Genomic DNA, 26,107 nt, shown 5'->3' on the forward strand with positions numbered 1-26,107 from the left:
AAATTTTTCTCCATTGCGGCGAGATTATGTCGTAGACTTTGACCTATTTTCGGTCAACCGGCCTGCCGGCTCAGCCTTTGCCAATGGGCGCGTCGGCGGTGGCCGGGCGCGGGGTGAAGTCATCCTTGCGCCAGCGGGCCGAGCTGGTCCGGCAGATCCTCCGCCAGCAGGCCCGGCCCGATCTTGGTGGCGGCCGCGCCATGCAGCCAGACCCCGGCGCAGGCGGCGGCGAAGGGGGCCATGCCGCGCGCCAGCAGGGCGGCGATCAGCCCGGCCAGCACGTCGCCTGTGCCGCCGGTGGCGAGCCAAGGCGGGGCGTTGGCGTTGATGACGGCCTCGCCATCCGGGGCGGCGATGATCGTATCCGGCCCTTTCAGCACCAGAACCGCGCCGATGCGCGCGGCGGCGGCGCGGGCGGCGCCCAGCCTGTCCGGGCCGATGGGGCCGAACAGGCGGGTGAACTCGCCCTCATGCGGGGTGATGACGGTGACACCGCGCAGACGCTCCGGCGCCCCGGCGCAGGCGGTCAGCGCGTCCGCATCCGCGACGATGTGCCTGTCCCCCGCCGCCAGCAGCGCCGCCAGGGCGGGGCCGGCGGCGTCGATGCCAAGCCCCGGCCCGACCACCCAGTTTTGCCGGCGCTGATCCTGTAACAGCTCTGCCAAAGGCTCCCGCCGCAGCATGATGCCGGCTTCGGGCAGGGCGGCGGCATCGGGCGCGGCGATGCTGACCATGCCGGCCCCGGCCCGGCGCGCCGCCATCGCCGCCAGCCGCGCCGCCCCCGGCAGGGTCCCGGAGAGGAGGGTGACCTCGCCGCTGCCATATTTATGGCCGGTGGGCGCGCGCGGAGGCAGGGTGAACAGGGCCGGGCTGTTCTCCCAGCAGCGTGGCGCGAGGCCGGCAATGATCTCGTCCGGCATGCCGATATCGCGCAACAGCACCTCCCCGCACAGGCCGCGCCCCGGATAGAGCAGATGGCCAGGCTTCTTGCGCACGAAGGTGACGGTGAATTCGGCCTGCGGCGCGAAGCCGCGCACCTGGCCGGTGGCGCCGTCCAGCCCGGACGGCACATCGATGGCGACCAGCCGTTTCGCGGTGCGCAGCAGGGCGGTGCAATGCGCATCCAGATCCCGCGACAACCCGGCGCCGAACAAGGCATCGATGACCAGCCCGGCGCGGGCGACATTGTCCAGCGTCGCCTCGCCGGGGGATTTGACCCGCACATGCCAGCCGGCCCGCGCCAAATAGGAGGCGGCGACATGGCCATCACCGCCATTCCTGCCCGGCCCGGCCAGCACCAGCGTGCGCGTGGGGCGGATGCGTTGCAGGATGGCGCGCGCCACCGCCCGCCCGGCCGCCTGCATCAGCGCCGCGCCGTCTCCAGCCTGGGCGTCGGCCGCGCCCATCTCCGCCGGGGTCAGCAACGCACCCGCAAAATTCTCTGGCCGTTCAAACGAATATGCCATTTACTCCACCTGAGGCAGGAGGCTTTAGATGGGACAGATTATCGCGGTTGCACAGCAAAAAGGCGGTGCCGGCAAGACCATGATCGCGGCACAGTTCGGCGCCGCCCTGGCCGAGCAAGGGCGGGTGGCGCTGCTGGATATCGATCCGCAAGGCAGCCTGACCGCCTGGGGCCGGCTGCGGGAGGGCGCGGCGAAGGCCAATCCCGGCCTGGAGGTGATCGCCGTGTCCGGCTGGCGGCTGGCGAATGAGCTGGAGAAGCTCAAATCCAGCCATGATTACGTGCTGGTGGATACCCCGCCAGTGATCGACAGCGATGCCAGGCGGGCGATTCGCGGCGCGGATCTGGTGCTGGTGCCGATGAACCCGGCCCCGCCCGATCTCTGGGCGGCGGAGGGGACGTTGAAGCTGGCGGCGGAAGAGCGACGCCCGGCTGCACTTTTGTTCAACCGCGCCCCCGCCGCCTCGAAATTGCGCAAGCGGCTGGAGGCGGAGATCGCGGCGCGGCGGCTGACCCTGTTGCCGGTGGCGCTGGCCAACCGCGCCGGCTACGCCAACGCTTTTGCCGACGGGCTGGGCGTGACCGAAGCCGGTGCCACCACCCAGGCGGCCGAGGAGGTGCGCGCGGCGGTGCAGGCTCTGCGTGCGCTTCTTGGCTGATTTGTTACCGGAGAGCGGCATGAAAGAAAATTCTTGTTAACGCTGTTATCCTGCAAAAAACAGCATCTCAGGGGTTGTCAGCCTGCCTTTTTTCCGCCATGAAAGCCGCCGTGGCACATAACCGTCATCAAAATGCTCCGAAACGGAGCAGATTGCTGAACGGGGCAGTCAATGCCAGCCGCCAAGTTTAGGGAGCCAAGAAACGTAGGCATCGAATCAGATGCTAAAGGCCGGTCTCTTATGGAGACCGGCCTTTTTTAATGAAATATAATGCAAGCCCGCCTCAGGGCATGGGCAGGTCCCGGCCCGGGAGCGGCGGCGATAAAAGCGGGTCACGCTCACCTCACCCCACACATTTTCACGGGTGAACGGATCATCCTGCACGAATTTGTCGATCGCCTCGCGGTTCTCCGCCTCCAGCAGCAGCAGCGAGCCGATCATCTGCTCGCCATCGTCGGTCTGCAGCGGGCCGGACATGATGACGCTGACCTTGCCGATTTCGTCCTGCTCCTCCAGGAAAGCCCGATGGGCGGCGTAATGCTCCAGCCGGAGATCCAAGGCATCCGGGCGGTCCTTGGCGTGAAGAATGAACATCGGCATGGTATTGGCGACCCCTCCAGATCTGTTCGCGCATGGTTAGTATGAAACCAGTGTCTTGACACGCCGCATGTTCGCCACCCAGCTTTGTGTTGAACGCTGACGGCTGAAAGAAAGGATAAACGAATGAAATTGCTGCGCTATGGGGATGAAGGCCAGGAGAAATGGGGTATTCTCGACGGGCAGGGGCAGATCCGCACGTTGGAGGACGCGCTGATCCATGTCACCGGCGAGGAGATGACGCTGGACTGGCTGGCACAATTGCAGAAGCTGGAGCCGGAGACGCTGCCGATTCTGAAGGCGGAACATCGCATCGGCGCCTGCATTCCGCGGCCGCGGAATTTTGTCTGTATCGGGCTGAATTATGCCGACCATGCCGCCGAGACCGGCGCCAAGGCGCCGAAGGAGCCGATCGTGTTCCTGAAATCCCTCTCCGCTTTCTGCGGGCCGTATGATGATGTGATCATCCCACCCGGCTCCGAGAAGACTGACTGGGAAATTGAGCTGGGGGTGGTGATCGGCGCCAAGGCGTCGCGCGTCTCAGAGGCGGCGGCGCTGGATTATGTCGCCGGCTATGCGGTGGTGAATGATGTCAGCGAGCGGCACTGGCAGACCGAGCGCGGCGGCAGCTGGGACAAGGGCAAGGGGGCGGATCATTTCGGCCCGGTCGGCCCCTGGCTGGTGACCAAGGATGAGGTCGCCGACCCGCAGAAGCTGAAGCTGTTCTGCGAGGTGGACGGGCGGATGATGCAGGACGGGACCACCGCGAACATGATCTTCGGGGTGAAGACGCTGGTGTCCTACGTCTCGCAGTTCATCACGCTGTATCCGGGCGATATCATCGCCACCGGCACCCCGGCGGGCGTGGGGATGGGCCAGAAACCCAACCCGATCTTCCTGCGGCCGGGCCAGAGCCTGCGGCTGGGCGTGGAGGGGCTGGGCGAGCAGCGCTCGAAGACGGTGGGAGGCTGAGAGATGGTCACTGAATTCGCGGATATTCTGGTCAAGCCCGGGATGGAGCAAGATTTCATCGCGGGGGCGCAGAAGAGCAAGCCGCTCTTCCTGGCTTCAAAGGGCTGCCATGGCATGAGCGTGCAGCGCCTGGTGGAGGAGCCGACGCGTTTCGTGCTGCTGGTGCAGTGGGAGAGTGTGGCGGCGCATGAGGCGTTCCGGGCCACGGAGGCGTTCACTCAGTGGCGGGCCAATGTCAGCGCCTGCTTCGAGAAGCCGCCGCAGGTCTGGCATGGGGAAGTGGTGATTTAAAAAGTTTTTGGGGTGCAGCCCTTTTTTCAAAAAGGGCTGCAAAAGGTTTGGGGTGGTGACGACGCCAGTGCGACCGCCCCGAACGGTTTCGCCGCTTTTTTGAAAAAAAGCGGCACCGAAAAACTTTTATGACAAAGCGAGTCCAAACGAGATCGCCGCCGCCGCGCATAGCCACAGAGCGGCGGGCAGCATCGCGCGGTTGCGGGAAAACCCCAGCGCGTAGGCCGCCTTCAGCAGATTATTGCTGGCGCTGGCAATCAGGATGGCCGCCGTCACCGCTTGCGGGCTGACCGCGAATTTGCCGTCCAGCAGTGAGAGGATGAACGGGTCGATATCCGAAAACCCGACCGCGAAGCTCAGCACATGCAGCCCTGAGGCGCCAAAGCGCGTGGTGACCAGCTGGGTGATGAAGGCGAACAGCACGAACAGCCCGGCGAAGAGAAATGCCACCGGCAGATCCAGCGGGTTGGCGCTCACCGCCGGATGGGCTTGCGTGCTGGCGCCGCGCGCCCGCCAGGCCAGCACCCCGGCCAGCGCCAGCGAGGCGGCGAACAGCCCGCCAAAGGGCAGCGCCAGCGCCAGGGCCGCCTGCACATGGCCGAGCAGCGCGATCAAGGCCAGCAGCCGCGCATACATCATCGCGGTGGCGAGAATAACGGCCGCGGGGGCAAAGCCGGCATCCTCCGGCGTGGCGCGCAGCCCGCGCGCCAGCACCAGCGTGGCGGCGGTGGAGGAATAGAGCCCGCCCAGCAGCCCGGTGAGCAGCGTGCCGGCGCGCGGCACCAGATAGCGATGCGCCAGATAGCCGAGATAGGAGATCCCGGAGATCACCAGCACCGCCATCCAGATCTTGGTCCAGCCGATGCCGGGCAGATAAGGCAGGTCGGTGGCCGGCAGCAGCGGGTAGATCAGCCCGGCCAGCACCAGGAATTTCGCCAGCGTGACGCCTTCTTCCGGGGGAAGGCATCCGAGAAGCGGCGGATGCGCGCCTGTTCGCCCAGTGCCAGCAGCACCAGCACGGCAAGCGCGGCCAGCAGCGCCAACGGGGCGGTGAGCGCCAGCGGCCCCAGGCTGTAGGCGATGAGCCCGACCACGCTGGGCACCAGCGAGCCATCGCCGCCTTGCACGCGCTTGCGGTAATCCAGCAGCAGCGCCAGCCCCAGCACCGCAAGCCCAACGCAGAACGGCGCCACCGGGGCGATCACCCAGAGCACGAAGCCCAGCACCGCGATGAGGGTGATGGTGCGGGTGGTGCCAAAGCCTTCGGCTTCCGGCGCCAAGGCCCGGCGCCGCGCCGCCGGTAGGCGTGCAACTCCAGCCCGATGATAAAGGCCAGCCCGCCGTGCCGAGAAACCCTGACAGCAGAGGCGGCAGCGGGCTCATGTGCGTCTGAGCGCCGCCAGGCCTTGTTCGAGATCGGCAATCAGATCCTCGACGCTCTCCAGCCCGATCTGGAAGCGCGCCGCCTCACCCTCGAACCTGCCGGTGCCGGCGGAGCGGCGGATGGTGCCGGTGGTGGGCAGCACCAGGCTCTCAAACCCGCCCCAGCTGGCGCCGATGCCGAACATGGTCAGCGCGTCGATCATCCGCACCACATCCTCGGCGGAATAGGCGGGCTGGAAGACGACGCCGAACAGGCCGCAGGCGCCGGTGAAGTCGCGCTTGAAAATCTCATGGCCGGGGCAGGAGGGCAGGGCCGGATGCAGCACGCGGGCCACCTCCGGGCGGGCCGCGAACCAGTTGGCGATCTCCAGCCCGGCCGTTTCCGCCGCCTTCAGCCGCAGATGCAGCGTGCGCAGGCCGCGCAGCGCCAGCCAGCAATCATCCGGGCTGGCGTAATTGCCCAGCTCCAGCGAGCCCAGACGCAGCCAGCGCCAATCCTCTTCCGAATTGACCACGACGCCGCCGAGAATAATGTCCGAATGGCCGCCGACATATTTGGTCAGCGCGTGGATGGAGACATCCACCCCGTGCTCGAACGGGGCGAAATGCAGCAGCCCCCAGGTATTGTCGAGAAACACCTTGGCGCCGTGCGCGTGGGCGACCTTGGCCAAAGCCGGGATGTCCTGCACCTCGAACGTATGGCTGCCGGGGCTTTCGGTGAACAGCACCCGGGTATTGGTCTGGAACAGGGCCTCCAGCGCCGCCGGGGTGATCATCGGGTCGTAGTAGGTGGTCTCCACCCCGAAGCGCTTCAGCAGCGAATCGCAGAAGCTGCGGGTGGGGCCGTAGACGGAATCCGGCACCAGAATATGTTCGCCGGTTTTCAGATAGGCCAGCAGCGGCACGGTGATGGCGGAGAGGCCGCTGGCGGTGACCTGGGCGCGGGTGCCGCCCTCGATCTCGGCCAGGGCGGCTTCCAGGGCGAAATGGGTGTCGCTGCCCATCACCCCGTAATTTTCCACCGGCTCGAAGGCGGCGCGCTGGCCGACCTCTTTTTTCGCCGCGATGCTCTTATGCAGCACGGTGGAGCCGCGCTTCAGCGGCGGGTTGACGAAGCCATAGTGGCGCACCGGGGCGCGGCCGGCCTGGACCAGGGCGGTTTCGATCTTGCGTGCCATTCAGACCTCGATCGGCGTGTCGGACTGCCCGCCCCATTCGGACCAGGAGCCGTCATAAATCGCGGCTTCCGGCAGCCCGGCTTGCACCAGCCCGAGGGCCAGCACGCAGGCGGTGACACCCGAGCCGCAGGAGGCGATGAGCGGTTTGGTGCCGTCCACCCCGGCCTTGGCGAAAATCGCGCGCAACGCCTCCGGGGACCGGTATTGGCCGTTTTCCAGCAGATCGCCAAAGGGCAAGGAGCGCGCGCCGGGGATATGGCCGCCGCGCATGCCGGCACGTGGCTCCGGCACCTCGGCGCGAAAGCGCGCCCCGGCCCGGGCATCCAGCATCAAGGCCGCGTTGGTTTCGAGATTGGCGCGCATATCGGCGAGGCTGCGCACCATCTGCGGCCGGAACGCCGGGATGAACTGGCCGGCCAGGGCGGGGCCGGGCGCGCCGGTTTCGGTGATGCCGCCGGCGGCGATCCAGCCCGGCAGCCCGCCATCCAGCACCTGCACATTGTCGTGGCCGAAGACGCGCAGCATCCACCACAGGCGCGGGGCGGAGAAAATGCCGCGCTGGTCATAGACGATGATGCGGGTGGTGTTGCTGATGCCGAGATCCTGCATCGCCGTGGCGAATGCCTCCGGCGTGGGGAGCATGTGAGGTAGGCCTGAGGCGTGATCGGCCACCGCGTCGATATCGAAAAATCGGGCGCCGGGGAGATGCGCCTGGCGGAAATTCGCGGCGCCGTCCTGGCCTTCAGTCGGCAGGAAATAGGTCGCATCCAGAATGGCCAGATCCGGCTGGCCGAGCGCGGCCAGCAGCTCTGCGGGCCGCAGCAGCGGGCTCATCAGCCGCGCACCGCGGCGATCAGCTCACGCACCCGTGCGGCCGCGGTCGCGCCCTTCACCGCCTCGCGCCAGGTCAGCTCGGAGACGCGCTGATGCGCGGCCACGGCATCCTCGGCGCTGGTGATCATCGCCACCCCCGATTGCAGGTTGGGCGGTGCGTCCGCCGGGAACGGGTTGATGGCGAGCGAGGCGCGCTCACGCGAGCGCAGCAGCACGAACGGGCCATTCGGCTCGCCCTGCGCCATCAGCCCGAGCTGCAGGCCGATCGGCTCGCTTTCCATCAGATTGGCCATCAGCTCCATCTCCCGGATCGCCGCTTCGCGCGCCAGCACACGCAGCCGGTCGGAGACGCGCGCCGCCGGGGCGATGCCCTCGGCCAGGAATTTCTGGATCGCCGCATTGGTGAAGATGCCGATGATCGAGGGCTTGCGGGCCTGGTACATTTGCTTGCGGGCGATCAGCACGCCCATCAGCTGCTCGGCGGCGGCGCGGGCGGCGTGCTTGTCGGCCCCCATCGATTCGGCGTGCTCGTCGAGCATCTGGGAGAGAATCGCGTCGAAATGATCGGAGGTAATCAAGTAGCAGACCGCGCCGAAGACCTGCAGGATCTGGTCGGCGGTTTCCTCGATCTGGCGCAGCCGCTCAGTATAGCCGACCGGCTTGGAATAATATTCGACGCCGATGCCAAGCAGCGTCAGCGGCGAGATTTTCAGCAATTCCGCCAGACGGTTGACGGTATCGAGCTTGATGACCTCGCCTTTTTCATAACGGTAGAGGGCGGCGCGGGAGACGCCGAGCCGGGCGGAAATCTCCTCCGCCTTCAGGCCGGATTCCATTCGATAGGCCCGCAATTGCTGGCCGATTTCATTGAAACGCATCATGACGTGCCATCCCCAACAGGCGCTGTACCTTCCCAACTTCCTGGAAAAAATCTCATAAATCAAGACCGAGTAGCGGATATTTTCCTAACCGGTACAAATTCCGAAATGTGAAGACGCTTTTTTGGCTGTGAGATTCGTCCCAGTTCCCGCAGGCTTGCGCGTTTTCCGGAAGCCCGGCACACAGATCCCATGAGACATGACCGGCTGATCCTGCTTGCCCTGGCGATTGCGCTGGGGCTTGGCTGTGCCTTGATCTTGCTGCCTTTTCTGCCGGCGATGCTGTGGGCGGGGATCCTGGTCTTCTGCCTTTGGCCGATCTACACGAAAGGCTGCGTGTATGTCAGGCCGGTTCTCACGGCAGGGTTGATTACGCTGGTGGTGGCGGTGCTGCTGCTGGTGCCGCTGGTGCATCTGGCCATGGTGGCGGCGAAAGAGGCGCGTGTCAGCCAGGGCTGGGTGGCGGATGCCCTGCAGAACGGTCTGCCGCCGGCGCCGCCCTTCATGCAGAAAATTCCGGTCATTGGCGGTTTCCTGGCGGATTTCTGGAATAATTCCGCGGACGATCTCGGCGGGGTGGTCAGCTCCGCGCGGCCGGTGATCGGCACGGTGGCGCATACCGGGATCCAGCTGCTGTTTCATGTCACCCATGGGCTCGTGGAAACCGTGGTGGCGCTGCTGTTCACCTTTCTGTTCTTTGTCTCGGGCGCGCAGATGATCGAGCGGATCCGGCTGGTGCTGGTGCGGGTAATTGAGCCGGTGATGTTGACCGAGCTGATTACGCTGGTGGCGGCGACCGTGCGGGGCGTGGTGTTCGGGATTCTGGGCACGGCGGCGTTTCAGGGAATATTATACGCGATCGGGTTCGAGGTGGCGCGGGCGCCGCAGGCGCTGGTGCTGGCGGTGTTCGCGGGGCTGATCTCGATTGTCCCGGCCGGGGCGGTGCTCGTTTATGTGCCGCTTTGCTTGTATATGATCGCGGCCGGGCATCCTGTCGCGGGGATTTTGCTGGCGATTTATTGTTTCGTCGTCGTCGGCGGGGCGGATTCCGTGCTGCGGCCCTGGCTGATCGCCCGTGGCGCGGCGCTGCCTTATGCGGTGACATTGATCGGCGTGCTCGGCGGCGCGCTGGCCTTCGGCGCGCTGGGTATCTTTCTGGGGCCAGTGCTGCTGGCGCTGGGCATCGCCATGGCGGAACAGTTCGCCCGGCAGCCGCGCGGGACGTGGCGGCAGCCCTGAGAGGGCGGAAATTAGGAAAAAATTAATTAATTTGTGGTGTACTGCGGATATGAGACTGCAGACGGACCAGATTTGCCCGCTTGTTCCGGTTTTTCCTGCCCATGCGCGCGGGCGGGCGGGACGGCGCGCGGCCGAAACGCAGGGGCGGCGGGCGGAGGATGAGGTCGCGGCGATGTTGCGCCGGCGGGGCTATGAGATTTTGGCGATGCGGCTGAAGACCGCCGGCGGGGAGATCGATATCGTCGCCGCGGATGCAGGTTGTCTGATCTTTGTCGAGGTGAAGGCGCGGCCCAGCCTGTCCGAGGCGGCTTACGCGCTCTCGGCCCGGCAGCAGGCGCGGCTGATCCAGGCGGCCTCGATTGCTTTGGCGAACAACCCTGGCTGGGCGCGGGAGGCGATGCGCTTCGATGCGGCCTTGGTTGTGCCGGGCGGCATTGAGATCATCGAGGATGCGATCCGGCTGAACTGAAGCGGCTCGCGCGCCGGGGCAGAGCAATATCCGATCAAACGGACTCGTTTGGTCGGATAAAGTTGCTGGCTCGAACAAAAAGCGAGAGCAATATGTGTTTAGGTTGACGCGCCAGCGTCAAGATAAACACATGAAATTGCTCGCTAAAATAAAACATAGAGCATCAAGCTAAAAGCTTGATGCTTTATAGCGTGTTCCGTGCACCAACGTGAACGGAATACGCTCTGGAGCCGCTTCAGGGCCAAGGCGCGATGCGTTCAGCCGGCGAAGGCGGCGAGCAGCCTGGCATGGGCGCGGGTGCCGCGATGGAAGCAGGCCAGCTCGAATTTCTCGTTCGGTGAATGGATGCAATCATCATCCAGCCCGAAGCCGGCGAGCAGCGTGTCCAGCCCGAGGATGGTTTTGAAGGCTTCCACCACCGGGATCGAAGCGCCGGAGCCGATCAGGGCGGGTTGGATGCCATATTCGGCCTGCAGCGCCGCCTGGGCGGCTTTCAGGAAGGGGGCGTTCGGGTCTAGGCTGTAGCCGGGGGCGGCGCCGCCCCGGGTGAACTCTGCCCGTGCATCTTTGGGCAGGCGGTCCGTGACGAAGCGTTCGAAAGCATCGAGCACCTTCACCGGGTCCTGGCCGGCGACCAGGCGGAAGGTGAGCTTGGCGGTGGCGTGGGCGGGGATCACCGTTTTGCTGCCATCGCCCTGATAGCCGCCATAAATGCCGTTCAGCTCCGCTGTCGGCCGGGCCCAGAGCTGGGCCAGGGGAATTTGGTCGGCCTCGCCCGCCGGCTGGTGCAGCCCGACATCGCCGAGGAAGGCATTCACATCGAAGCCCAGTCCGGCCCAGGCGGCTTCCTGTGCGGCGGAGACGGGGGCGATATTGTCGTAGAAGCCCGGCAGCTGGATGCGGCCCTGATCGTCCTTCAACTGGCCCAGAATATGGGTGAGGGCGAAGATCGGGTTCAGGGCGATGCCGCCGAACAGGCCGGAATGCAGATCTCGCGAGGGCCATGCAGCCGCACATCGATCGCCGCCAGGCCGCGCAGGCTGGCGGTGATGGCGGGGGTTTCGAAATTCCACATATTGGTGTCGGCGACCAGCACGAAATCGGCGCGCAGATTGTCGCGCTCATTGGTCAGCAGCTCGGCCAGAGAGGGGCTGCCATTTTCCTCCTCGCCCTCCAGCAGCACGGTCAGGCGCACCGGCAGCTTGCCGTTGACCGCCAGATGCGCGCGCACCGCTTCCAGGAAGCTGACCACCTGGCCCTTATCGTCCACCGCCCCGCGCGCGACGATGCGCGGGCCGCGCGGGCCTTCGACCAGCTGCGGGTCGAACGGGTCGGAATTCCACAGCTCCAGCGGGTCAGCGGGCTGCACATCGTAATGGCCATAGAACAGCACATGCGGGGCATCCGGCCCGGCGGAAAAGTTGTGCGCGATGACGCCGGGATGGCCCCTGGTCTCCGACAGCCTCGCCTCGAAGCCCATGCCGGCCAGGGTTTCGCGCGCCCATTCGGCGGCTTTGCGGCAATCTCCGGCATGGGCCGGCTGGGCGCTGATGGAGGGGATGCGCAGGAAGGCGAACAGCCGCTCCAGCGAGGCGGGCAGGGCGGTATCGACCGCGTGCAGGATCTTTTCCATGGCCGTCATCAGAGACCCCGGGGGAGAAAAAATCAATGCGGCTTGATTTGGCGGCAAAACCCGCCAAAAGAGCCGCATCATGTCGCATCTCAGCCTCTATAATACCCGCACGCGCGCCAAAGAGCCCTTCATGCCGATCGACCCGGCCAATGTGCGGGCCTATCTGTGCGGCCCGACGGTCTATGACCGCGCCCATATCGGCAATGCCCGCAATGTGGTGATTTTCGACGTGCTGATCCGGCTGCTGCGCCGGATCTATCCCAAGGTAACCTATGTCCGGAACATCACGGACGTGGACGACAAGATCAATCTCCGCGCCAAGGAGCGTGGGGTTTCCATTGCCGAGGTCACGGAGGGGCCGATCCGCTGGTATCATGAGGATATGGCGGCGCTGAATGCGCTCCCCCCGATATCGAGCCCCGCGCGACGGAACACATGGCCGAGATCATCATGATCATCGAGAAGCTGATCCAGAATGGCCATGCTTATGAGGCGGAGGGGCATGTGCTGTTTTCCGTCGCCTCCGACCTGAATTACGGCAAATTCTCCGGCCGCACGCCTGATGAGCTGATCGCCGGGGCGCGGGTGGATGTGGCGCCCTATAAGCGCGAGGCGGGGGATTTCGTGCTCTGGAAGCCCTCCACCCCGGATCTGCCGGGCTGGGAGAGCCCCTGGGGCTTCGGGCGGCCGGGCTGGCATATTGAGTGCTCGGCGATGTCCTGGAAGCATCTGGGCGAGACTTTCGACATTCACGGCGGCGGCGATGATCTGATCTTCCCGCATCATGAGAACGAGATCGCCCAGAGCTGCTGCGCCTTCCCTGGTTCGACCTTCGCCAATGTGTGGGTGCATAACCGCATGCTGCTGGTGAATGGCGAGAAGATGAGCAAGTCGCTCGGCAATTTCCTCGTCCTGCATGAGGTTCTGGAAAAGGCGCCGGGCGAGGCGGTGCGGTTTCTGTTGATGCGCAGCCATTACCGCTCGACGCTGGATTTCTCCGATGCTGCCCTGGTTGAAGCGCGCAAGGAGCTGGACCGGTTCTACCGCGCCATCCAGCTCCACCCGAACGCCCGTGAGCGCAAAGTGCCGCTGCATCTGGTCTGGGACGCGCTGCTGGATGATCTGAACACGCCTGGCGCCATCGCTGCCCTACATAAATATGCGGATCTGGCCTTTGCCGGGAATGAGGTCGGGGCGGTGGCGTTGAAGGCGGCGGGCGAGCTGCTCGGGCTGTTCGCGCTGAGCCCGGATGAATGGTTCCGGGGTGGTATCGATGAAAGCGCTATCGAGGGGCTGGTGGCGCAGCGCGTGCTGGCGCGCATCGCCAAGGATTTCGCTGAGTCCGACCGCATCCGCGATCTGCTGCTCAGCGAACATGGCGTGATCATCGAGGACGGGCCGAAGAATACTTACACACTCAGGAAGGCCTGATGACCGGGCGTAGCGGCGGGGCGGAGCTGAGCCCCATCGAGCCGTCGCCGGTGGTGATTCTGGTGCGTCCGCAGATGGCCGAGAATATCGGCGCGGTGGCGCGGGCGATGGGCAATGGCGGGCTGTTCCATTTGCGCATCGTCGCCCCGCGCGATGGCTGGCCGCTGCCGCGCGCCTGGATCACGGGCTCGGGCGCGCATCGCATCCTGGATAACGTTCAGGTGTTCGAGAGTGTAAGCGAGGCGGTGGCGGATCTGCACCGCGTCTTCGCCACCTGCCCGCGCCCGCGCCATATCATCAAGCCGGTGCTCACCGCGCGCGGCGGGGCGAATGAGATCGTTGCCATCGGGGCGCGGGGGCTGAAGGCCGGCATCTTGTTCGGGCCGGAGCGCACCGGGCTGGATAATGACGATATCGCCCATGCGGACAGCTTGATCCGCTACGATCTCAACCCGGATTTCATGTCCCTCAACCTCGCCCAGGCGGTGATGGTGATGGGCTATGAATGGTGGCTGGCGCGCAGCCCCGAGCAGCCGCCGCGTGAGCTGCAGGTGAATGAAACCGCGCCCGCGACCAAGGGGGAGCTGGATAATTTCATGGCGCATCTGGTGCGCGCCTGTGATGAGTGCGGGTTCTTGCGCAATGAGCAGAAGCGCCCCGGCATGGTGCGCAATCTGCGGCATTTCTTCACCCGTGGCGAGGTGACGCGCCAGGAGTTGAATACGCTGCACGGGATTATCTCGGAATTGCGGCGCGGGCCGCGCTGAGCCATATCTGCGCGGAAATCCTGATCCAGCCGCATAAAGTCGATTTCGAAACAGAAACGCCTGGGGCTGCGCCAGCGCGTCTCGTCTCTGTGGTCGGAGGCTGACAAACACAAGGCTGGCCGGTTGCGCCCGCGCACCTGCCTCCCCATATGCGCGCCGTTCAGGAGATTAACCGGATGAAATACAAGCAGCTGGGCCGTACCGGCCTTTACGTGTCTGAAATCTGCCTCGGCACCATGACCTTCGGCGGCAATGAGAATGCCGGGTTCTGGAAAGCCATCGGCGCGCTGCGCCAGGAGGAGGTGGATGGCATCGTCGGCACCGCGCTGTCGGCCGGGGTCAATTTCATCGACACGGCGGATGTCTATTCCTTTGGCGAGTCGGAGCGTCTGCTCGGGCAGGCCTTGAAGAATCTCGGCACCAAGCGGTCGGACGTGGTGATTGCCAGCAAGGTTTATGGCGAGATGGGGCCGGGGTGAATGAGCGCGGGGCCTCGCGCGGGCATATCATGGATGGGGTGAAGCAGAGCCTGGAGCGGCTGCAGCTGGATTATCTCGATCTCTACCAGATCCACGCCAATGACCCGATCACCCCGATCGAGGAGACGCTGCGGGCGCTGGATGATCTGGTGAGCCAGGGGCTGGTGCGTTATGTCGGCGTGTCCAACTGGTCGGCCTGGAAGATCGCCAAGGCGCTGGGCGTGTCCGAGCGGCGTGGCTTTGCGCGGTTCGAGACGCTGCAGGCTTATTATTCCATTGCCGGGCGGGATCTGGAGCGCGAGATCGTGCCGCTGCTGAATGAGGAAGGGCTGGGGCTGATGGTCTGGTCGCCGCTGGCGGGGGCTATCTTTCGGGCAAATACGGGCCGGGCGGCGAGAAGGAGAATGATTCCCGCCGGCTCTCCTTCGATTTCCCGCCGGTGGACAAGGACCGGGCGGATCGCTGCATCGAGGTGATGCGCGAGATTGGTGACGCGAATGCGGTTTCGGTGGCGCGGGTGGCGCTGGCCTGGCTGCTGGCGCAGAAACACGTGACCAGCGTGATCATCGGCGCGAAAAACACGCAGCAGCTGGAGGATAATCTGGCGGCGGCCGATTTGATGTTGACCGAACATGAGCTGGATAAGCTGGCCGAGGTGAGCGCGCTGCCGCCGGAATATCCTGGCTGGATGATCGAGCGCCAGGCCCGCAACCGCGTGCCGCTGCCGTTCGAGCCGAAGGATAAGGAATAAAAGTTTTTGGAGGGCGTAGTCGCCCAAGGTTCCGGCGCTGCGATAGCAGCGCTGGAAAGGCGCCGGAGGGGTGGGGACTTTTTTCAAAAAGTCCCCACAAAAATTTGGGGTGATGGCAACGTTGTTGCCATCACCCCAAATTTTTTCGCCGCATTTTTGTAAAAAAGCGGCACCAAAAAACTTTTATAACCTACGCAGCACGAACAATTCCGCCAGCGACGCCTCGATCGCCTCGCCATGCGCCGCGTCGCGCGCCTCGATCATCACTTCCAGCTGCGCATCCTGCACCGAAGGGCTGGAGAACAGGCGGTGATGCGCGACTTCCAGAATATTCCCGCCGAGATCGCCGATGCGCCGCGAGACCTCAGCCAGCATGCCGGGCCGGTCCGGCATCTCCAGCACCAGGCGCAGCAGCCGGCCATCGCGCAGCAGGCAGCGCATCAACGTGTTGGCCAGGATGCGCGGATCGATATTCGCGCCGCAGATTGAGATGCCGACCTTCTTGCCGCGGAAATGCTCGGGAAGCTCATCACCGCGGCGAGGCCGACAGCGCCCGCACCCTCGGTGACCTGCTTGGCGTTTTCCGCGAAACTGTCGATGGCGCTCTCCACCGCATGTTCGGAGACGACCAGCACCGGCACCTGCAGCGCTTTCAGCACCGCCAGCGGGCGCTGGCCGATATCGCGCACGGCGATGCCCTCGGCGATAGTCGGGCCGCCGACCTTGATCTCCTGGCCCGCCAGCGCCTGGGCGAAGGCGGCGTAATGCTCGACCTCGACGCCATACACCTGACAGTCCGGGCGCAGATGCCGGGCGACGGTGACAGAGCCGGCGACCAGACCGCCGCCGCCGGTGGCAACGACGATGGCGTCCAGATCCGGCACGTCCTGCAGCATTTCCAGGGCCATGGTGCCCTGGCCGGCCATTACCGCAGGATCGTCATAAGGGTGGATGAAAAACAGCCCTTCCTCGGCCTCCAGCCGGCGCGCCTCGGCCGCGGCTTCGGCCAGGGTCTCGCCATGCAGCACCACATGCGCGCCCCAGCTGGCGGTGCGGGTGACCTTGGTGGCCGGGGTGTGGCGGGGCATCACGATGGTGGCCTTGATGCCGGCCAGGGCGGCATGGCGCGCCACCGCCTGGGCATGGTTGCCAGCCGACATGGCGACGACGCCGCGCTGGCGCTCATCTGCGGTGAGCAGCGCGATGCGGTTGGCCGCGCCGCGCTCCTTGAAGGCGCCGGTGGCCTGCAGATGGTCGAGCTTCACATACAACTCAGCCCCGGTCAGGCGGGAGAGCCCGTCCATCCGCAAAAACGGCGAGCGCAACACCGCCCCTGAATCCGCGCGGCGGCGGCCAGGACATCATCGTAAGTGATCATCTCAGACGTAGCTGATTTTCAGGATTTCGTAGGAGCGGTCGCCGCCCGGGGCGGGCACCGCCACGGTGTCGCCGACGCGCTTGGAAATCAACGCCTTGGCCAGCGGCGAGGTGACGGAGAGGCGGGCCTGCTTGATGTCGGCCTCATGCACGCCGACGATCTGGTAGGAGACCTCGGCATCGGTGTCCTCATCCACGAGCAGGATGGTGGCGCCGAATTTCACCGTGTCGCCGGAGAGCGAGGTCGGGTCGATCACTTCGGCGGCGGAGGTGATCTCCTCCAGCTCCGCGATGCGGCCTTCGATGAAGGATTGGCGTTCGCGCGCGGCGTGATATTCGGCGTTCTCGGAGAGGTCGCCATGGGCGCGCGCCTCGGCGATGGCGCGAATGATCGCCGGACGCTCAACGGCCTTCAGGTTCCGCAATTCGTCTTCGAGGGCCACCAGGCCGCTCGCGGTCATGGGAAATTTCTGCACTGCATCTCCTCAAGGGCGCGGACGCGCCCTCGGGTGGTTAGAGGTCAAAAAGACGGACGCCGGCGGTCGCCCGCCGGCGCTCCATCAGAAGGATTGGGGAAAGTACGACTGAAGCGGCGCAACTTCAAGAGTGCCGCCGATCAGGGCGGCGATGGCATGCGCCGCCGCCCGCGCGCCGGCGATGGTGGTGAAGTTGGGCACGCCATGGGTGAGGGCGGAGCGGCGGATATCGAAACTGTCCGCCACCGATTGCGCGCCGGAGGCGGTGTTGATGATCAGCTGCACATCGCCGGAGAGGATGGCATCCACGCAATGCGGGCGGCCTTCCAGCACCTTATTCACCTTTTTCACCGGAATCCCCGCCTCGGTCAGCACCTTGGCGGTGCCCCCGGTGGCGAGCAGGGTGAAGCCCAGCTCCGTCAGCCGGCGGGCCACCGGCAGGAAGGCGGGTTTGTCCACATCCTTGACCGAGACGAAGGCGGTGCCGGAAAGCGGCAGCTTCACCCCCGCCCCCAGCTGCGCCTTGGCGAAGGCGCGGGCGAAATTGGTGTCCAGCCCCATCACCTCGCCGGTGGATTTCATCTCCGGCCCGAGCAGCGTGTCGATATTCGGGAAGCGGGCGAAGGGGAACACCGCCTCCTTCACCGCGACATGGCGCGGCTGCAGGCTGTCATCCAACTTGAAGTCAGCGAGTTTCTCACCCGCCATCACCAGCGCGCCGATCTTCGCCACCGGCACGCCGGTCGCCTTGGCGACGAAGGGCACGGTGCGCGAGGCGCGCGGGTTCACTTCCAGCACATAGATGGTGTCGTTCTGGATGGCGTATTGCACGTTCATGAGCCCGACCACGTTCAGCGCCTTGGCCAAAGCCACCGTCTCCGCCCGCAGCTCGGCGACGATGGCCGGCGAGAGCGAGTAGGGCGGCAGCGAGCAGGCGCTGTCGCCGGAATGGATGCCGGCTTCCTCGATATGCTCCATCACCCCGGCCACATAAACATCCGTGCCGTCGCAGATGCAGTCCACATCCACTTCCAGCGCCTCGTTCAGATAGCGGTCGATCAGCACCGGGTTTTCCGCCGAGGGGCGGATCATCTCGCGCATATAGCGGGCCAGGCCGTGGCGGTCGTAAACGATCTCCATCGCCCGGCCGCCCAGCACGTAAGAGGGGCGGATGATGATGGGAAAGCCGATGCGCTCGGCAATCGCCTCGGCCTGTTCGGCGGAGCGGGCGATGCCGTTATCGGGCTGGCGCAGCCCGAGCTTCTGCAGCAGGGCGGCGAAACGTTCGCGGTCCTCGGCGAGATCGATCGCATCGGCGGAGGTGCCCAGGATGGGAATCCCGGCAAGCTCCAGCGCCTGCGAGAGCTTCAGCGGGGTCTGGCCGCCATATTGCACGATGCAGCCCAACAGCGTGCCCTTTTCCTGCTCCTTGCGCAGCAGGGAGATCACGTCCTCGGCGAAAAGCGGCTCGAAATAGAGCCGGTCCGAGGTGTCGTAATCGGTGGAGACGGTCTCCGGGTTGCAATTGACCATGATCGTCTCATAGCCGGCCTCGCGCAGGGCGTAGGCGGCATGGACGCAGCAATAATCGAACTCGATGCCCTGGCCGATGCGGTTCGGCCCGCCGCCCAGGATCACCACCTTGCGCTTGTCGGAGACATCCGCCTCGTCCAGCGGGGTGCCGTAGCTGCCCTCATAGGTGGAGTACATATAGGAGGTGGCGGAGGCGAATTCGCCGGCACAGGTATCGATGCGCTTATAGGCCGGGGTGACGTTCAGCTTCAGCCGCGCGGCGGTGACGGCGGCCTCCTTCTGGCCGCAGAGCTGGGCCAGGCGCTTATCGGCAAAGCCCATCGCCTTCAGGCGGCGGAAACCGAACGCATCCTTGGGCAGGCCATTGGCCTTCACCTCGTTTTCGGCGGCGATGATGCCCTGCATCTGCTCCAGGAACCACGGGTCGAACTTGGTGGCGGCGTTGACGTCTTCCAGGCTCATCCCGGCGCGCAGCGCCTGGGCCGCGACCAGCAGCCGGTCCGGGCGCGGGGTGGAGAGGGCGGCGCGGAAGGCATCCATGCCGCCATCGCCGGGTGCTGCCATCTCATCCAGCCCGGAGAGGCCGGTTTCCAGCGAGCGCAGACCCTTCTGCAGCGCCTCCTGGAAATTGCGGCCGATCGCCATCGCCTCGCCGACGGATTTCATCGAGGTGCTCAGCAGCGCCGGGGTGCCGGGGAATTTCTCGAAGGTGAAGCGGGGGATCTTGATGACGACATAGTCGATCACCGGCTCGAAGCTGGCCGGGGTGGCCTTGGTGATGTCGTTCTGCAGCTCATCCAGCGTATAGCCGACCGCGAGCTTGGCCGCGATTTTGGCGATGGGAAAGCCGGTGGCCTTGGAGGCGAGGGCCGAGGAGCGCGAGACGCGCGGGTTCATCTCGATGACCACCATGCGGCCATCTTCCGGGTTGATGCCGAACTGCACGTTGGAGCCGCCGGTCTCGACGCCGATGCGGCGCAGACAGGCGATGCTCGCATCGCGCATGATCTGATATTCCTTGTCGGTGAGCGTCAGCGCCGGGGCGACGGTGACGGAATCACCAGTATGCACGCCCATCGGGTCGATATTCTCGATGGCGCAGATGATGATGCAGTTATCCGCCTTGTCGCGGACGACCTCCATCTCATATTCTTTCCAGCCCAGCACGGATTCCTCGACCAGCACCTCATTGGTCGGCGAGGCCTCGATGCCGCCCATGCAGATTTCGAAGAATTCCTCGCGGTTATAGGCGATGCCGCCGCCGGTGCCGCCCAGCGTGAAGGAGGGGCGGATGACCGCCGGCAGCCCGACCTGCTCAAGGGCTGCGGCCGCTTCCTCGCGGGTATGGGCGATGGCGGACTTCGGGCCCATGACGCCGATTTCGGCCATGGCGTCGCGGAATTTCAAACGGTCCTCGGCGCGGTCGATCACCTCGGCATTGGCGCCGATCAGCTCCACCCCCAGACGCTCCAGCGCGCCGGACTTGGCCAGCGCCATCGCGGTGTTGAGTGCGGTCTGCCCGCCCATGGTCGGCAGCAGCGCGTCAGGCTTCTCCTTGGCGATGATCTTTTCCACCATCTCCGGGGTGATCGGCTCGATATAGGTCGCATCCGCCAGAGACGGATCGGTCATGATCGTCGCCGGGTTGGAGTTGACCAGGATCACCCGGTAGCCCTCCTCGCGCAGCGCCTTGCAGGCCTGGGCGCCGGAATAATCGAACTCGCAGGCCTGGCCGATGACAATCGGCCCGGCGCCGATGATCATGATGGACTTGATGTCTGTGCGTTTGGGCATTGGAAAAATCCTGAAAAGAAGTCGCAGGGCTCCGCCCTGCACCCGCCGGGGCCTGAGGCCCCGGACCCCCATTAATGTTTTGGGCTTAGCCCATCAGCTCAACAAAACGTTTGAACAGATAAGCACTGTCGCTCGGCCCTGGGCTCGCTTCCGGATGGTACTGCACGGAAAACACCTTCTTCGCCGGGGCGGCGATGCCTTCGTTGGAGCCGTCGAACAGCGAGACGTGAGTCACTTCAACGCCCGCCGGCAGGCTCTTTTCATCCACCGCGAAGCCGTGATTTTGCGAGGTGATCTCCACCTTGCCGGAGCGCAAATCCTTCACCGGCTGGTTGGCGCCGCGATGGCCGCGCTCCAGCTTGTAGGTTTTGGCGCCCAAGGCGGTGGCCAGCAGCTGGTGGCCGAGGCAGATGCCGAAAATCGGCACGCCGGCCTGCATCACGCCCTGGATGGCGGGCACGGCGTAGGCGGCGGTCGCCGCCGGATCGCCGGGGCCGTTGGAGAGGAACACGCCGTCCGGCTGGTGGCGCAGAATATCCTCGGCGGTGGCGGTGGCGGGCACCACGGTCACCTGGCAGCCGGCGGAGGCCAGCGAGCGCAGGATGTTGCGCTTGGCGCCGTAATCGACGGCGACGACCTTCTTGCCGCCATTGGTCTCGGCGAAACCATTCGCCCAGTCCCAGGTGCCGCCGGTCCATTCATAGGACTGGGTGCAGGAGACCTCCTTGGCCAGATCCAGCCCTTCCAGCCCGGCCCAGCCCGCCGCCTGCGCCGCCAGGGCCTTCAGGTCGAACTTGCCGTCCTCGGGGAAAGAGATCACCGCATTCGGCGCGCCCAGATCGCGGATGCGCAGCGTCAGCGCGCGTGTATCCACGCCGGAAATGCCGGCGATGCCCTGGGTTTTCAGCCAGGCGCTAAGCGGGGCGGTGGAGCGGTAATTGGAGGGGGAGGTGACATCCTCCTTCGTCACCATGCCGCGCGCGAAGATCTGGGTCGCTTCCATATCCTCGGCGTTGGTGCCGACATTGCCGATATGCGGGAAGGTGAAGGTGACAATCTGCCCGGCAAAGGAGGGGTCGGTCATCGTCTCCTGATAGCCGGTGAGGCCGGTGGAGAAGCACAGCTCGGAGGGGGCGCTGGTGGTGCGCGCGCCAAAACCACGGCCCCAGAACACGGTGCCGTCCGCCAGCACCAGGGCGGCGGTGGCGCCCGGCGGCACCTCAGTGCTCTCCGGTGCGGCCGAAAGCTCTTCCCAGGTGAGCCCGGTTGCCGCCATAATGGCGGGCCAATGGCGCGGCGGGATGGCGTTGCTGCTCCGCCATTTGCGCACGGCTTCGGGGAGACGCCGGTCAGCGTGGCCGCGGCGTCGCTGCCGCCGAGGCGGCGCAGGATTTCATCGAGGGAGATTGCCATGGCAGCCTCTTTAGCGGAATTTTGCTCCGATCTCAATTATGGAATAGGACGGTCCGGAAATTTTTTCCGGACCAGCAAGTGAGGGTATGAAATGGCTATTCGCGAAGATCTGACCGCCGCCGTGAAGGCGTCCATGCTGGCGCGCAATGCGGAGCGCACCTCGGCGCTGCGCATGATCCAGGCCAAGCTGAAGGATACCGACATCGCCGCCCGGCCGAAAGGCGTGGAGCAGATCCCGGATGATGAAATTCTGGCGATGCTGCGCTCGATGATCAAATCCCGCCGGGATTCGGTCGCACTTTATCGCCAGGGCGGGCGCGAGGAGCTGGCGGCGAAGGAAGAGGCGGAGATCGCGGTGATTTCCGAATTTCTGCCGCAGACGCTGGAGGGCGACGCCCTGAACGCCGCCATCGCCGAGGCGATCGCCGCCACCGGCGCCAGCTCGGCCAAGGATATGGGCAAGGTTGTCGGCGCGCTGAAGGCCAAGCATGGCGCGGCTTTGGATATGGGTGTCGCCTCGCAGGCGGTGAAGGCGGCGCTGGCCGGCTAAATGGCGCTCCCGGCGAATTTCCTCGACGAGCTGCGCGCCCGGCTGCCGATCGCCACCGTGATCGGCAAGAGCGTGAAGCTCAGCCGCTCCGGGCGCGAGCGCAAGGGCTGCTGCCCGTTCCATGGGGAAAAGACGCCGTCCTTTTATGTGTATGACGACCATTTTCATTGCTTTGGCTGCGGCGAGCATGGGGATGTCATCAGCTTCGTCATGAAGAGCACCGGCGCCTCCTTCATGGAGGCGGTGGAGGATCTGGCCGGGCAGGCCGGGCTGGAGGTGCCCAAGCAAAGCCCCCAGGCGGCCCAGGCCGAAGCCAGGCGCTCCAGCCTCTCGGAAGTGCTGGAGGCCGCCTGCAAGGAATATCAGCTCTGGCTCTGGGGCCAGGAGGGGCGGGCGGCGCTGGCTTATCTGCGCGAGCGGGGCTTGTCAGACGACACCATCCGGCGCTTTCAGCTCGGCTTCTCCGGAGAGGGGCGAGGGCAGCTCGCCACCGCCTTGCGCGGGCAGAACATCAAGCCGGACCAGCTGATCGAGGCCGGGCTGATGAAGCAAGGCGAGCGCGGCCCCACGGATATGTATTTCGGCCGGGTGATGTTCCCGATCCGCGACCGGCGCGGGGCGCTGATCTCGTTTGGCGGGCGGATCATGGGCGATGGCCAGCCGAAATATGTGAACGGCCCGGAAACTGCCTTGTTCTCCAAGCGCCGCTCGCTCTACGGGCTCAATCTGGCGCGCGAGGCGGTGCGCAAGGGCGCGGTTTTGATCGTGGTCGAGGGCTATATGGATGTCATCGCCTTGGCCCAGGCCGGGTTTGGCGGGGCGGTGGCGCCACTGGGTACGGCGCTGACCGAGGAGCATCTGGAAGAGATCTGGCGCCTCTCCCCGGCGCCGGTGCTGTGTTTCGATGGCGACGCCGCCGGCCAGCGCGCCGCGCTGAAAACCGCCGAGCTGGCGCTGACCCAGCTCACACCCGACAAAACCCTGAAATTGCTGCGCCTGCCGGCCAAGGACGACCCTGACAGCCTGATCAAGCGCGCAGGCCGGGCTGGCTTCGAGGCGGAGTTGGGCAAGGCGCAGCCGCTCTCGGCCGTGCTGTTCGACATGCTGAAGGCCGGGCAGGACATGGCCACCCCGAAGGGCGCACCCGCTTTCGCCAGCGCCTGCTGGGGGCAGCCAACACGATTCCGGATAAATTCCTGGCCGAGGAATATCGCAACGCGTTGAAAGAGGCGTTTTTCGCCGCCACCCGCCGCGCCCCGGCGCCGCGCTTCCAGCCTGGCGGCTTTGCCAAAGGCGGGCGCTTCGCCCCGCCGCCGCCACCGGTGAAGATCCCGCCGCGCAGCGCGCCCGACGCCGAGGCCGCCAATGCCAGGCGGGCGCGGCTGATGCTGGCCATTCTGCTGGCCCACCCGGCCTTGCTGCCGGAATTCGAGGAGCCGTTCTCGAATATCGCCTTGCCGGCGGAGGATGAGCCCTTCCGGGAGGCGCTGCACGCCTATGTGCTCTCCGGCAAAACCCTTGACACCGAATCGCTTCTCACCCATCTCCGGAAGCTCGGCCTTGCTGCGCGTGCCGCCGAACTGGCGGCGCTGGCCAAGGCGGAATTGAGCCTCATCAAGGGTGCAAGCCCGGCGGAAGCCGGACGAAGTTGGTGGAGTTTGTACGAATTGATGGATTTCAGCATCGACTCGTTGCGTCGGCAGCGTGACGAAGCCCAGGCCTTCTGGCTGGCCCATCCTGAGGACCAGAGCGCGAGCGACCGCTTCATACGCTATGTGCAGCTGCTGGACCGCGCCCGCACGGGGGCGGCCGGGGTTGAAGAAATCTGAACCATTCTGGGCGCGCATGTTGCCTAGTAAATGACTTGTAAAATATACGAGCCGCTTAGACCGGAGACCTGACCTGACCATGGCCACCAAGCCGACCGCCACCACGGAAAATGCCGCCCCCGAGGCAGAGGCGGATGCCAATGTGCTCGACACCCAGTCCGGTGCCGTCAAACGCCTGATCGCCAAGGGCAAGGAGCGCGGCTACATCACCTTTGATGAGCTGAACGCGGTCCTGCCGGCGGAGCAGAACAGCTCCGAGCAGATCGAAGACATTATGGCGATGCTCAATGAAATGGGCATCCAGGTGGTCGAGTCCGAGGAGAGCGAGGAGGCGGAGACCGCCGCCGCGCCCAAGGACGAGATGGACAGCGACGACGAGCCGTCGGGAATATCTCCGAGGCCTCGGTCAGCCGTACCGACGATCCGGTGCGCATGTATCTGCGCGAGATGGGCACGGTGGAGCTGCTCTCGCGCGAAGGCGAAATCGCCATCGCCAAGCGCATCGAGGCCGGGCGGGACATGATGATCCGCGGGCTCTGCGAGAGCCCGCTGACCTTCCGCGCCATCATCGCCTGGCATGAGGCGCTGAATAATGGCCGGGTGCTGCTGCGCGACGTGATCGACCTCGAAGCCATGCAGGCCGGCGCCGAGCCGGTTGAGGCGGCGGCGAGTTTCGACGCCAATGAGGAGCTGGACGAGGACGAGGAGGGCGAGGGCGCAGGCATGTCCCTCTCGGCCCTGGAAGAGAAACTCAAGCCCGAGATTTTCCAGAATTTCGACGAGATCGAGAAGCTCTACGACAAGCTCTCGAAGATGCAGACCAAGCGCATCGAGAACCTGACCGCCGGCGGGGATGTGAATGCCCGCAACGAGAAGGCCTATGAGAAGCTGCGCGACGAGCTGGTCGCCAAGGTCGAGCAGGTGCGGCTGCATAATAATCGCACTGAGGAGCTGGTGGCGCAGCTGAAGGTGCTGAACCAGCGCCTGAACGGGCTGGAGGGCCAGCTTTTGCGCCTGGCCGAGAGCACCAAGGTGCCGCGCGATGAGTTCCTGGCGCATTACCGGGCCGGGAGATGGATCCGGGCTGGGTCGAGGCGGTGGCGGAGCTGCCGGGCAAGGGCTGGAAAGAGTTCGGCAAGAAGCACGGCGCGCAGGCGAATGAGCTGCGCGCGCAGATCGGCCGGGTCGCGGCCGAGGCGGGCCTGCCGATCGAGGAATTCCGCCGGGTCTACACCACGGTTTCGCGCGGCGAGCGCGATTCCACCCGCGCCAAGAAAGAGATGATCGAGGCCAATCTGCGCCTGGTGATCTCGATTGCGAAGAAATACACCAATCGCGGCCTGCAGTTCCTGGATCTGATCCAGGAGGGCAATATCGGGCTGATGAAGGCGGTGGATAAGTTCGAATATCGCCGTGGCTATAAGTTCAGCACCTACGCCACCTGGTGGATCCGCCAGGCGATCACCCGCTCGATCGCCGATCAGGCCCGCACCATCCGGATTCCGGTGCATATGATCGAGACGATCAACAAGCTGGTGCGCACCTCGCGCCAGATGCTGCACGAGATCGGCCGCGAGCCGACCCCGGAGGAGCTGGCCGAGAAGCTCGGCATGCCGCTGGAGAAGGTGCGCAAGGTGCTGAAGATCGCCAAGGAGCCGATCTCGCTGGAAACCCCGATCGGCGACGAGGAAGACAGCCATCTGGGCGATTTCATCGAGGACAAGGCGGCGATCATCCCGCTGGATGCCGCCGTGCAGGCCAATCTGCGCGAGGCGGCGACGCGCGTGCTCTCCTCCTTGACGCCGCGTGAGGAGCGCGTGCTGCGCATGCGTTTTGGCATCGGCATGAATACCGACCACACGCTGGAAGAGGTCGGCCAGCAATTCAACGTCACCCGCGAGCGTATCCGCCAGATCGAGGCGAAGGCGCTGCGCAAGCTCAAGCACCCCAGCCGCTCGCGCAAGCTGCGCAGCTTCCTGGACGACTGATTGTTTTGCGAGCAACTTAATCGGATCAGATGCAGGCATCTGATCCGATATTGCTCTAGTAGAAGTTTTTGGTGCAGCTTTTTTCAAAAAGCTGCAAAAAACGCCTGAGGTGGAGACGACG

Annotated in this window: 19 protein-coding genes and 6 pseudogenes; 13 read left to right on the forward strand and 12 right to left on the reverse strand. The window is 65.2% G+C overall.

Features of this window, described 5'->3' with window-relative positions; translation table 11 throughout:
* Positions 1-119: 119 nt before the first annotated feature.
* Positions 120-1,466: an NAD(P)H-hydrate dehydratase gene (locus tag GT370_RS01165; protein ID WP_270183767.1), complete on the reverse strand. Its 1,347-nt coding sequence runs from the start codon at positions 1,464-1,466 to the stop codon at positions 120-122.
* Between the two features lie 28 nt (positions 1,467-1,494).
* Between GT370_RS01165 and parA the strand changes: the two genes are divergently transcribed.
* Positions 1,495-2,124: a ParA family partition ATPase gene (gene parA, locus GT370_RS01170; RefSeq protein ID WP_008493659.1), complete on the forward strand. Its 630-nt coding sequence runs from the start codon at positions 1,495-1,497 to the stop codon at positions 2,122-2,124.
* A gap of 216 nt (positions 2,125-2,340) precedes the next feature.
* Here the strand turns inward: parA and GT370_RS01175 are convergent, their stop codons facing one another.
* Positions 2,341-2,724, reverse strand: a complete 384-nt coding sequence (locus GT370_RS01175) for a YciI family protein (RefSeq protein ID WP_270183768.1) — start codon at positions 2,722-2,724, stop codon at positions 2,341-2,343.
* Positions 2,725-2,847: 123 nt separating this feature from the next.
* Here GT370_RS01175 and GT370_RS01180 point away from each other — a divergent pair, with 123 nt between their 5' ends.
* Both GT370_RS01180 and GT370_RS01185 read left to right on the forward strand, forming a co-directional pair.
* On the forward strand, positions 2,848-3,693 hold the full coding sequence (locus tag GT370_RS01180) for a fumarylacetoacetate hydrolase family protein (RefSeq protein ID WP_008493657.1): 846 nt from the start codon (positions 2,848-2,850) through the stop codon (positions 3,691-3,693).
* Between the two features lie 3 nt (positions 3,694-3,696).
* On the forward strand, positions 3,697-3,984 hold the full coding sequence (locus tag GT370_RS01185) for an antibiotic biosynthesis monooxygenase family protein (RefSeq protein WP_008493656.1): 288 nt from the start codon (positions 3,697-3,699) through the stop codon (positions 3,982-3,984).
* A gap of 126 nt (positions 3,985-4,110) precedes the next feature.
* Here the strand turns inward: GT370_RS01185 and GT370_RS01190 are convergent, their stop codons facing one another.
* The 5 genes from GT370_RS01190 to GT370_RS01210 all read right to left on the reverse strand — a co-directional run bounded on the left by GT370_RS01190 (position 4,111) and on the right by GT370_RS01210 (position 8,260).
* On the reverse strand, positions 4,111-4,908 hold the full coding sequence (locus GT370_RS01190) for a DUF4010 domain-containing protein (protein WP_270183769.1): 798 nt from the start codon (positions 4,906-4,908) through the stop codon (positions 4,111-4,113).
* Entirely contained in the window at positions 4,893-5,264 is a 372-nt protein-coding gene (locus GT370_RS01195; protein ID WP_270183770.1) for a hypothetical protein, read from the reverse strand. Before GT370_RS01195 ends, GT370_RS01190 begins: the two co-directional genes overlap by 16 nt.
* Before the next feature lie 99 nt (positions 5,265-5,363).
* Positions 5,364-6,545 (reverse strand): cystathionine beta-lyase, encoded by a 1,182-nt coding sequence (gene metC / locus GT370_RS01200; RefSeq protein WP_008493652.1) that lies wholly within the window; start codon positions 6,543-6,545, stop codon positions 5,364-5,366.
* Positions 6,546-7,379, reverse strand: coding sequence for a 3-mercaptopyruvate sulfurtransferase (sseA, locus tag GT370_RS01205; RefSeq protein WP_008493650.1), 834 nt, complete (start codon positions 7,377-7,379; stop codon positions 6,546-6,548). It lies immediately after the preceding gene.
* Complete coding sequence (locus GT370_RS01210; RefSeq protein WP_008493649.1) at positions 7,379-8,260, reverse strand: helix-turn-helix domain-containing protein; 882 nt, start codon at positions 8,258-8,260, stop codon at positions 7,379-7,381. Before GT370_RS01210 ends, sseA begins: the two co-directional genes overlap by 1 nt.
* Positions 8,261-8,449: 189 nt before the next feature.
* Between GT370_RS01210 and GT370_RS01215 the strand changes: the two genes are divergently transcribed.
* Together GT370_RS01215 and GT370_RS01220 are read left to right on the forward strand one after the other, a co-directional pair.
* Positions 8,450-9,496, forward strand: a complete 1,047-nt coding sequence (locus GT370_RS01215) for an AI-2E family transporter (protein WP_008493648.1) — start codon at positions 8,450-8,452, stop codon at positions 9,494-9,496.
* Between the two features lie 49 nt (positions 9,497-9,545).
* Positions 9,546-9,965, forward strand: a complete 420-nt coding sequence (locus GT370_RS01220) for a YraN family protein (protein ID WP_008493647.1) — start codon at positions 9,546-9,548, stop codon at positions 9,963-9,965.
* 257 nt (positions 9,966-10,222) lie between these two features.
* On the opposite strand, the pseudogene GT370_RS21130 reads toward GT370_RS01220, so the two are convergent.
* Positions 10,223-11,598, reverse strand: a pseudogene (locus tag GT370_RS21130) (dipeptidase).
* Positions 11,599-11,677: 79 nt separating this feature from the next.
* On the opposite strand from GT370_RS21130, the pseudogene cysS reads away from it, so the two are divergent.
* From cysS to GT370_RS01245, 4 genes and pseudogenes are all read left to right on the forward strand, one after another.
* Positions 11,678-13,029 (forward strand): annotated as a pseudogene (cysS, locus tag GT370_RS01230) (cysteine--tRNA ligase).
* Complete coding sequence (locus GT370_RS01235) at positions 13,029-13,796, forward strand: RNA methyltransferase (RefSeq protein ID WP_008493643.1); 768 nt, start codon at positions 13,029-13,031, stop codon at positions 13,794-13,796. The pseudogene cysS and the gene GT370_RS01235 overlap by 1 nt, the downstream one beginning before the upstream one ends.
* Positions 13,797-13,972: 176 nt before the next feature.
* Positions 13,973-14,275, forward strand: coding sequence for an aldo/keto reductase (locus tag GT370_RS01240; RefSeq protein WP_270183771.1), 303 nt, complete (start codon positions 13,973-13,975; stop codon positions 14,273-14,275).
* Positions 14,276-14,304: 29 nt separating this feature from the next.
* Positions 14,305-15,026 (forward strand): annotated as a pseudogene (locus GT370_RS01245) (aldo/keto reductase).
* A gap of 183 nt (positions 15,027-15,209) precedes the next feature.
* Here GT370_RS01245 and GT370_RS01250 read toward each other — a convergent pair.
* The 4 genes and pseudogenes from GT370_RS01250 to carA form a co-directional block, all read right to left on the reverse strand.
* Positions 15,210-16,404, reverse strand: a pseudogene (locus tag GT370_RS01250) (threonine ammonia-lyase).
* 1 nt (position 16,405) lies between these two features.
* Positions 16,406-16,879 (reverse strand): transcription elongation factor GreA, encoded by a 474-nt coding sequence (gene greA / locus GT370_RS01255; protein ID WP_008493639.1) that lies wholly within the window; start codon positions 16,877-16,879, stop codon positions 16,406-16,408.
* Positions 16,880-16,963: 84 nt separating this feature from the next.
* The gene (carB, locus tag GT370_RS01260) at positions 16,964-20,206 is read right to left on the reverse strand and encodes a carbamoyl-phosphate synthase large subunit (protein ID WP_008493638.1); all 3,243 of its coding nucleotides are present in this window, start codon (positions 20,204-20,206) and stop codon (positions 16,964-16,966) included.
* Between the two features lie 85 nt (positions 20,207-20,291).
* Positions 20,292-21,619: pseudogene (gene carA / locus GT370_RS01265) on the reverse strand (glutamine-hydrolyzing carbamoyl-phosphate synthase small subunit).
* A 91-nt stretch (positions 21,620-21,710) separates the two neighbouring features.
* Between carA and GT370_RS01270 the strand changes: the two are divergent.
* The 4 genes and pseudogenes from GT370_RS01270 to rpoD all read left to right on the forward strand — a co-directional run bounded on the left by GT370_RS01270 (position 21,711) and on the right by rpoD (position 25,986).
* On the forward strand, positions 21,711-22,169 hold the full coding sequence (locus GT370_RS01270; RefSeq protein WP_008493634.1) for a GatB/YqeY domain-containing protein: 459 nt from the start codon (positions 21,711-21,713) through the stop codon (positions 22,167-22,169).
* On the forward strand, positions 22,170-23,393 hold the full coding sequence (gene dnaG / locus GT370_RS01275; protein ID WP_270183772.1) for a DNA primase: 1,224 nt from the start codon (positions 22,170-22,172) through the stop codon (positions 23,391-23,393).
* Positions 23,390-23,998: a hypothetical protein gene (locus GT370_RS01280; protein WP_270183773.1), complete on the forward strand. Its 609-nt coding sequence runs from the start codon at positions 23,390-23,392 to the stop codon at positions 23,996-23,998. The genes dnaG and GT370_RS01280 overlap by 4 nt, the downstream gene beginning before the upstream one ends.
* Positions 23,999-24,077: 79 nt before the next feature.
* A pseudogene (gene rpoD / locus GT370_RS01285) lies at positions 24,078-25,986 on the forward strand (RNA polymerase sigma factor RpoD).
* The last annotated feature ends 121 nt before the right edge of the window (positions 25,987-26,107 follow it).

The organism is Acidocella sp. MX-AZ03 (assembly GCF_027626035.1).
GTDB lineage: Bacteria > Pseudomonadota > Alphaproteobacteria > Acetobacterales > Acetobacteraceae > Acidocella > Acidocella facilis.

Coding starts and splice junctions, on each gene's coding strand:
- GT370_RS01165 (WP_270183767.1), bottom strand. CDS start 1,466: ATGGCATATTCGTTTGAACGGCCAGAGAATTTTGCGGGTGCGTTGCTG.
- parA (WP_008493659.1), top strand. CDS start 1,495: ATGGGACAGATTATCGCGGTTGCACAGCAAAAAGGCGGTGCCGGCAAG.
- GT370_RS01175 (WP_270183768.1), bottom strand. CDS start 2,724: ATGCCGATGTTCATTCTTCACGCCAAGGACCGCCCGGATGCCTTGGAT.
- GT370_RS01180 (WP_008493657.1), top strand. CDS start 2,848: ATGAAATTGCTGCGCTATGGGGATGAAGGCCAGGAGAAATGGGGTATT.
- GT370_RS01185 (WP_008493656.1), top strand. CDS start 3,697: ATGGTCACTGAATTCGCGGATATTCTGGTCAAGCCCGGGATGGAGCAA.
- metC (WP_008493652.1), bottom strand. CDS start 6,545: ATGGCACGCAAGATCGAAACCGCCCTGGTCCAGGCCGGCCGCGCCCCG.
- sseA (WP_008493650.1), bottom strand. CDS start 7,379: ATGAGCCCGCTGCTGCGGCCCGCAGAGCTGCTGGCCGCGCTCGGCCAG.
- GT370_RS01210 (WP_008493649.1), bottom strand. CDS start 8,260: ATGATGCGTTTCAATGAAATCGGCCAGCAATTGCGGGCCTATCGAATG.
- GT370_RS01215 (WP_008493648.1), top strand. CDS start 8,450: ATGAGACATGACCGGCTGATCCTGCTTGCCCTGGCGATTGCGCTGGGG.
- GT370_RS01220 (WP_008493647.1), top strand. CDS start 9,546: ATGAGACTGCAGACGGACCAGATTTGCCCGCTTGTTCCGGTTTTTCCT.
- GT370_RS01235 (WP_008493643.1), top strand. CDS start 13,029: ATGACCGGGCGTAGCGGCGGGGCGGAGCTGAGCCCCATCGAGCCGTCG.
- GT370_RS01240 (WP_270183771.1), top strand. CDS start 13,973: ATGAAATACAAGCAGCTGGGCCGTACCGGCCTTTACGTGTCTGAAATC.
- carB (WP_008493638.1), bottom strand. CDS start 20,206: ATGCCCAAACGCACAGACATCAAGTCCATCATGATCATCGGCGCCGGG.
- GT370_RS01270 (WP_008493634.1), top strand. CDS start 21,711: ATGGCTATTCGCGAAGATCTGACCGCCGCCGTGAAGGCGTCCATGCTG.
- dnaG (WP_270183772.1), top strand. CDS start 22,170: ATGGCGCTCCCGGCGAATTTCCTCGACGAGCTGCGCGCCCGGCTGCCG.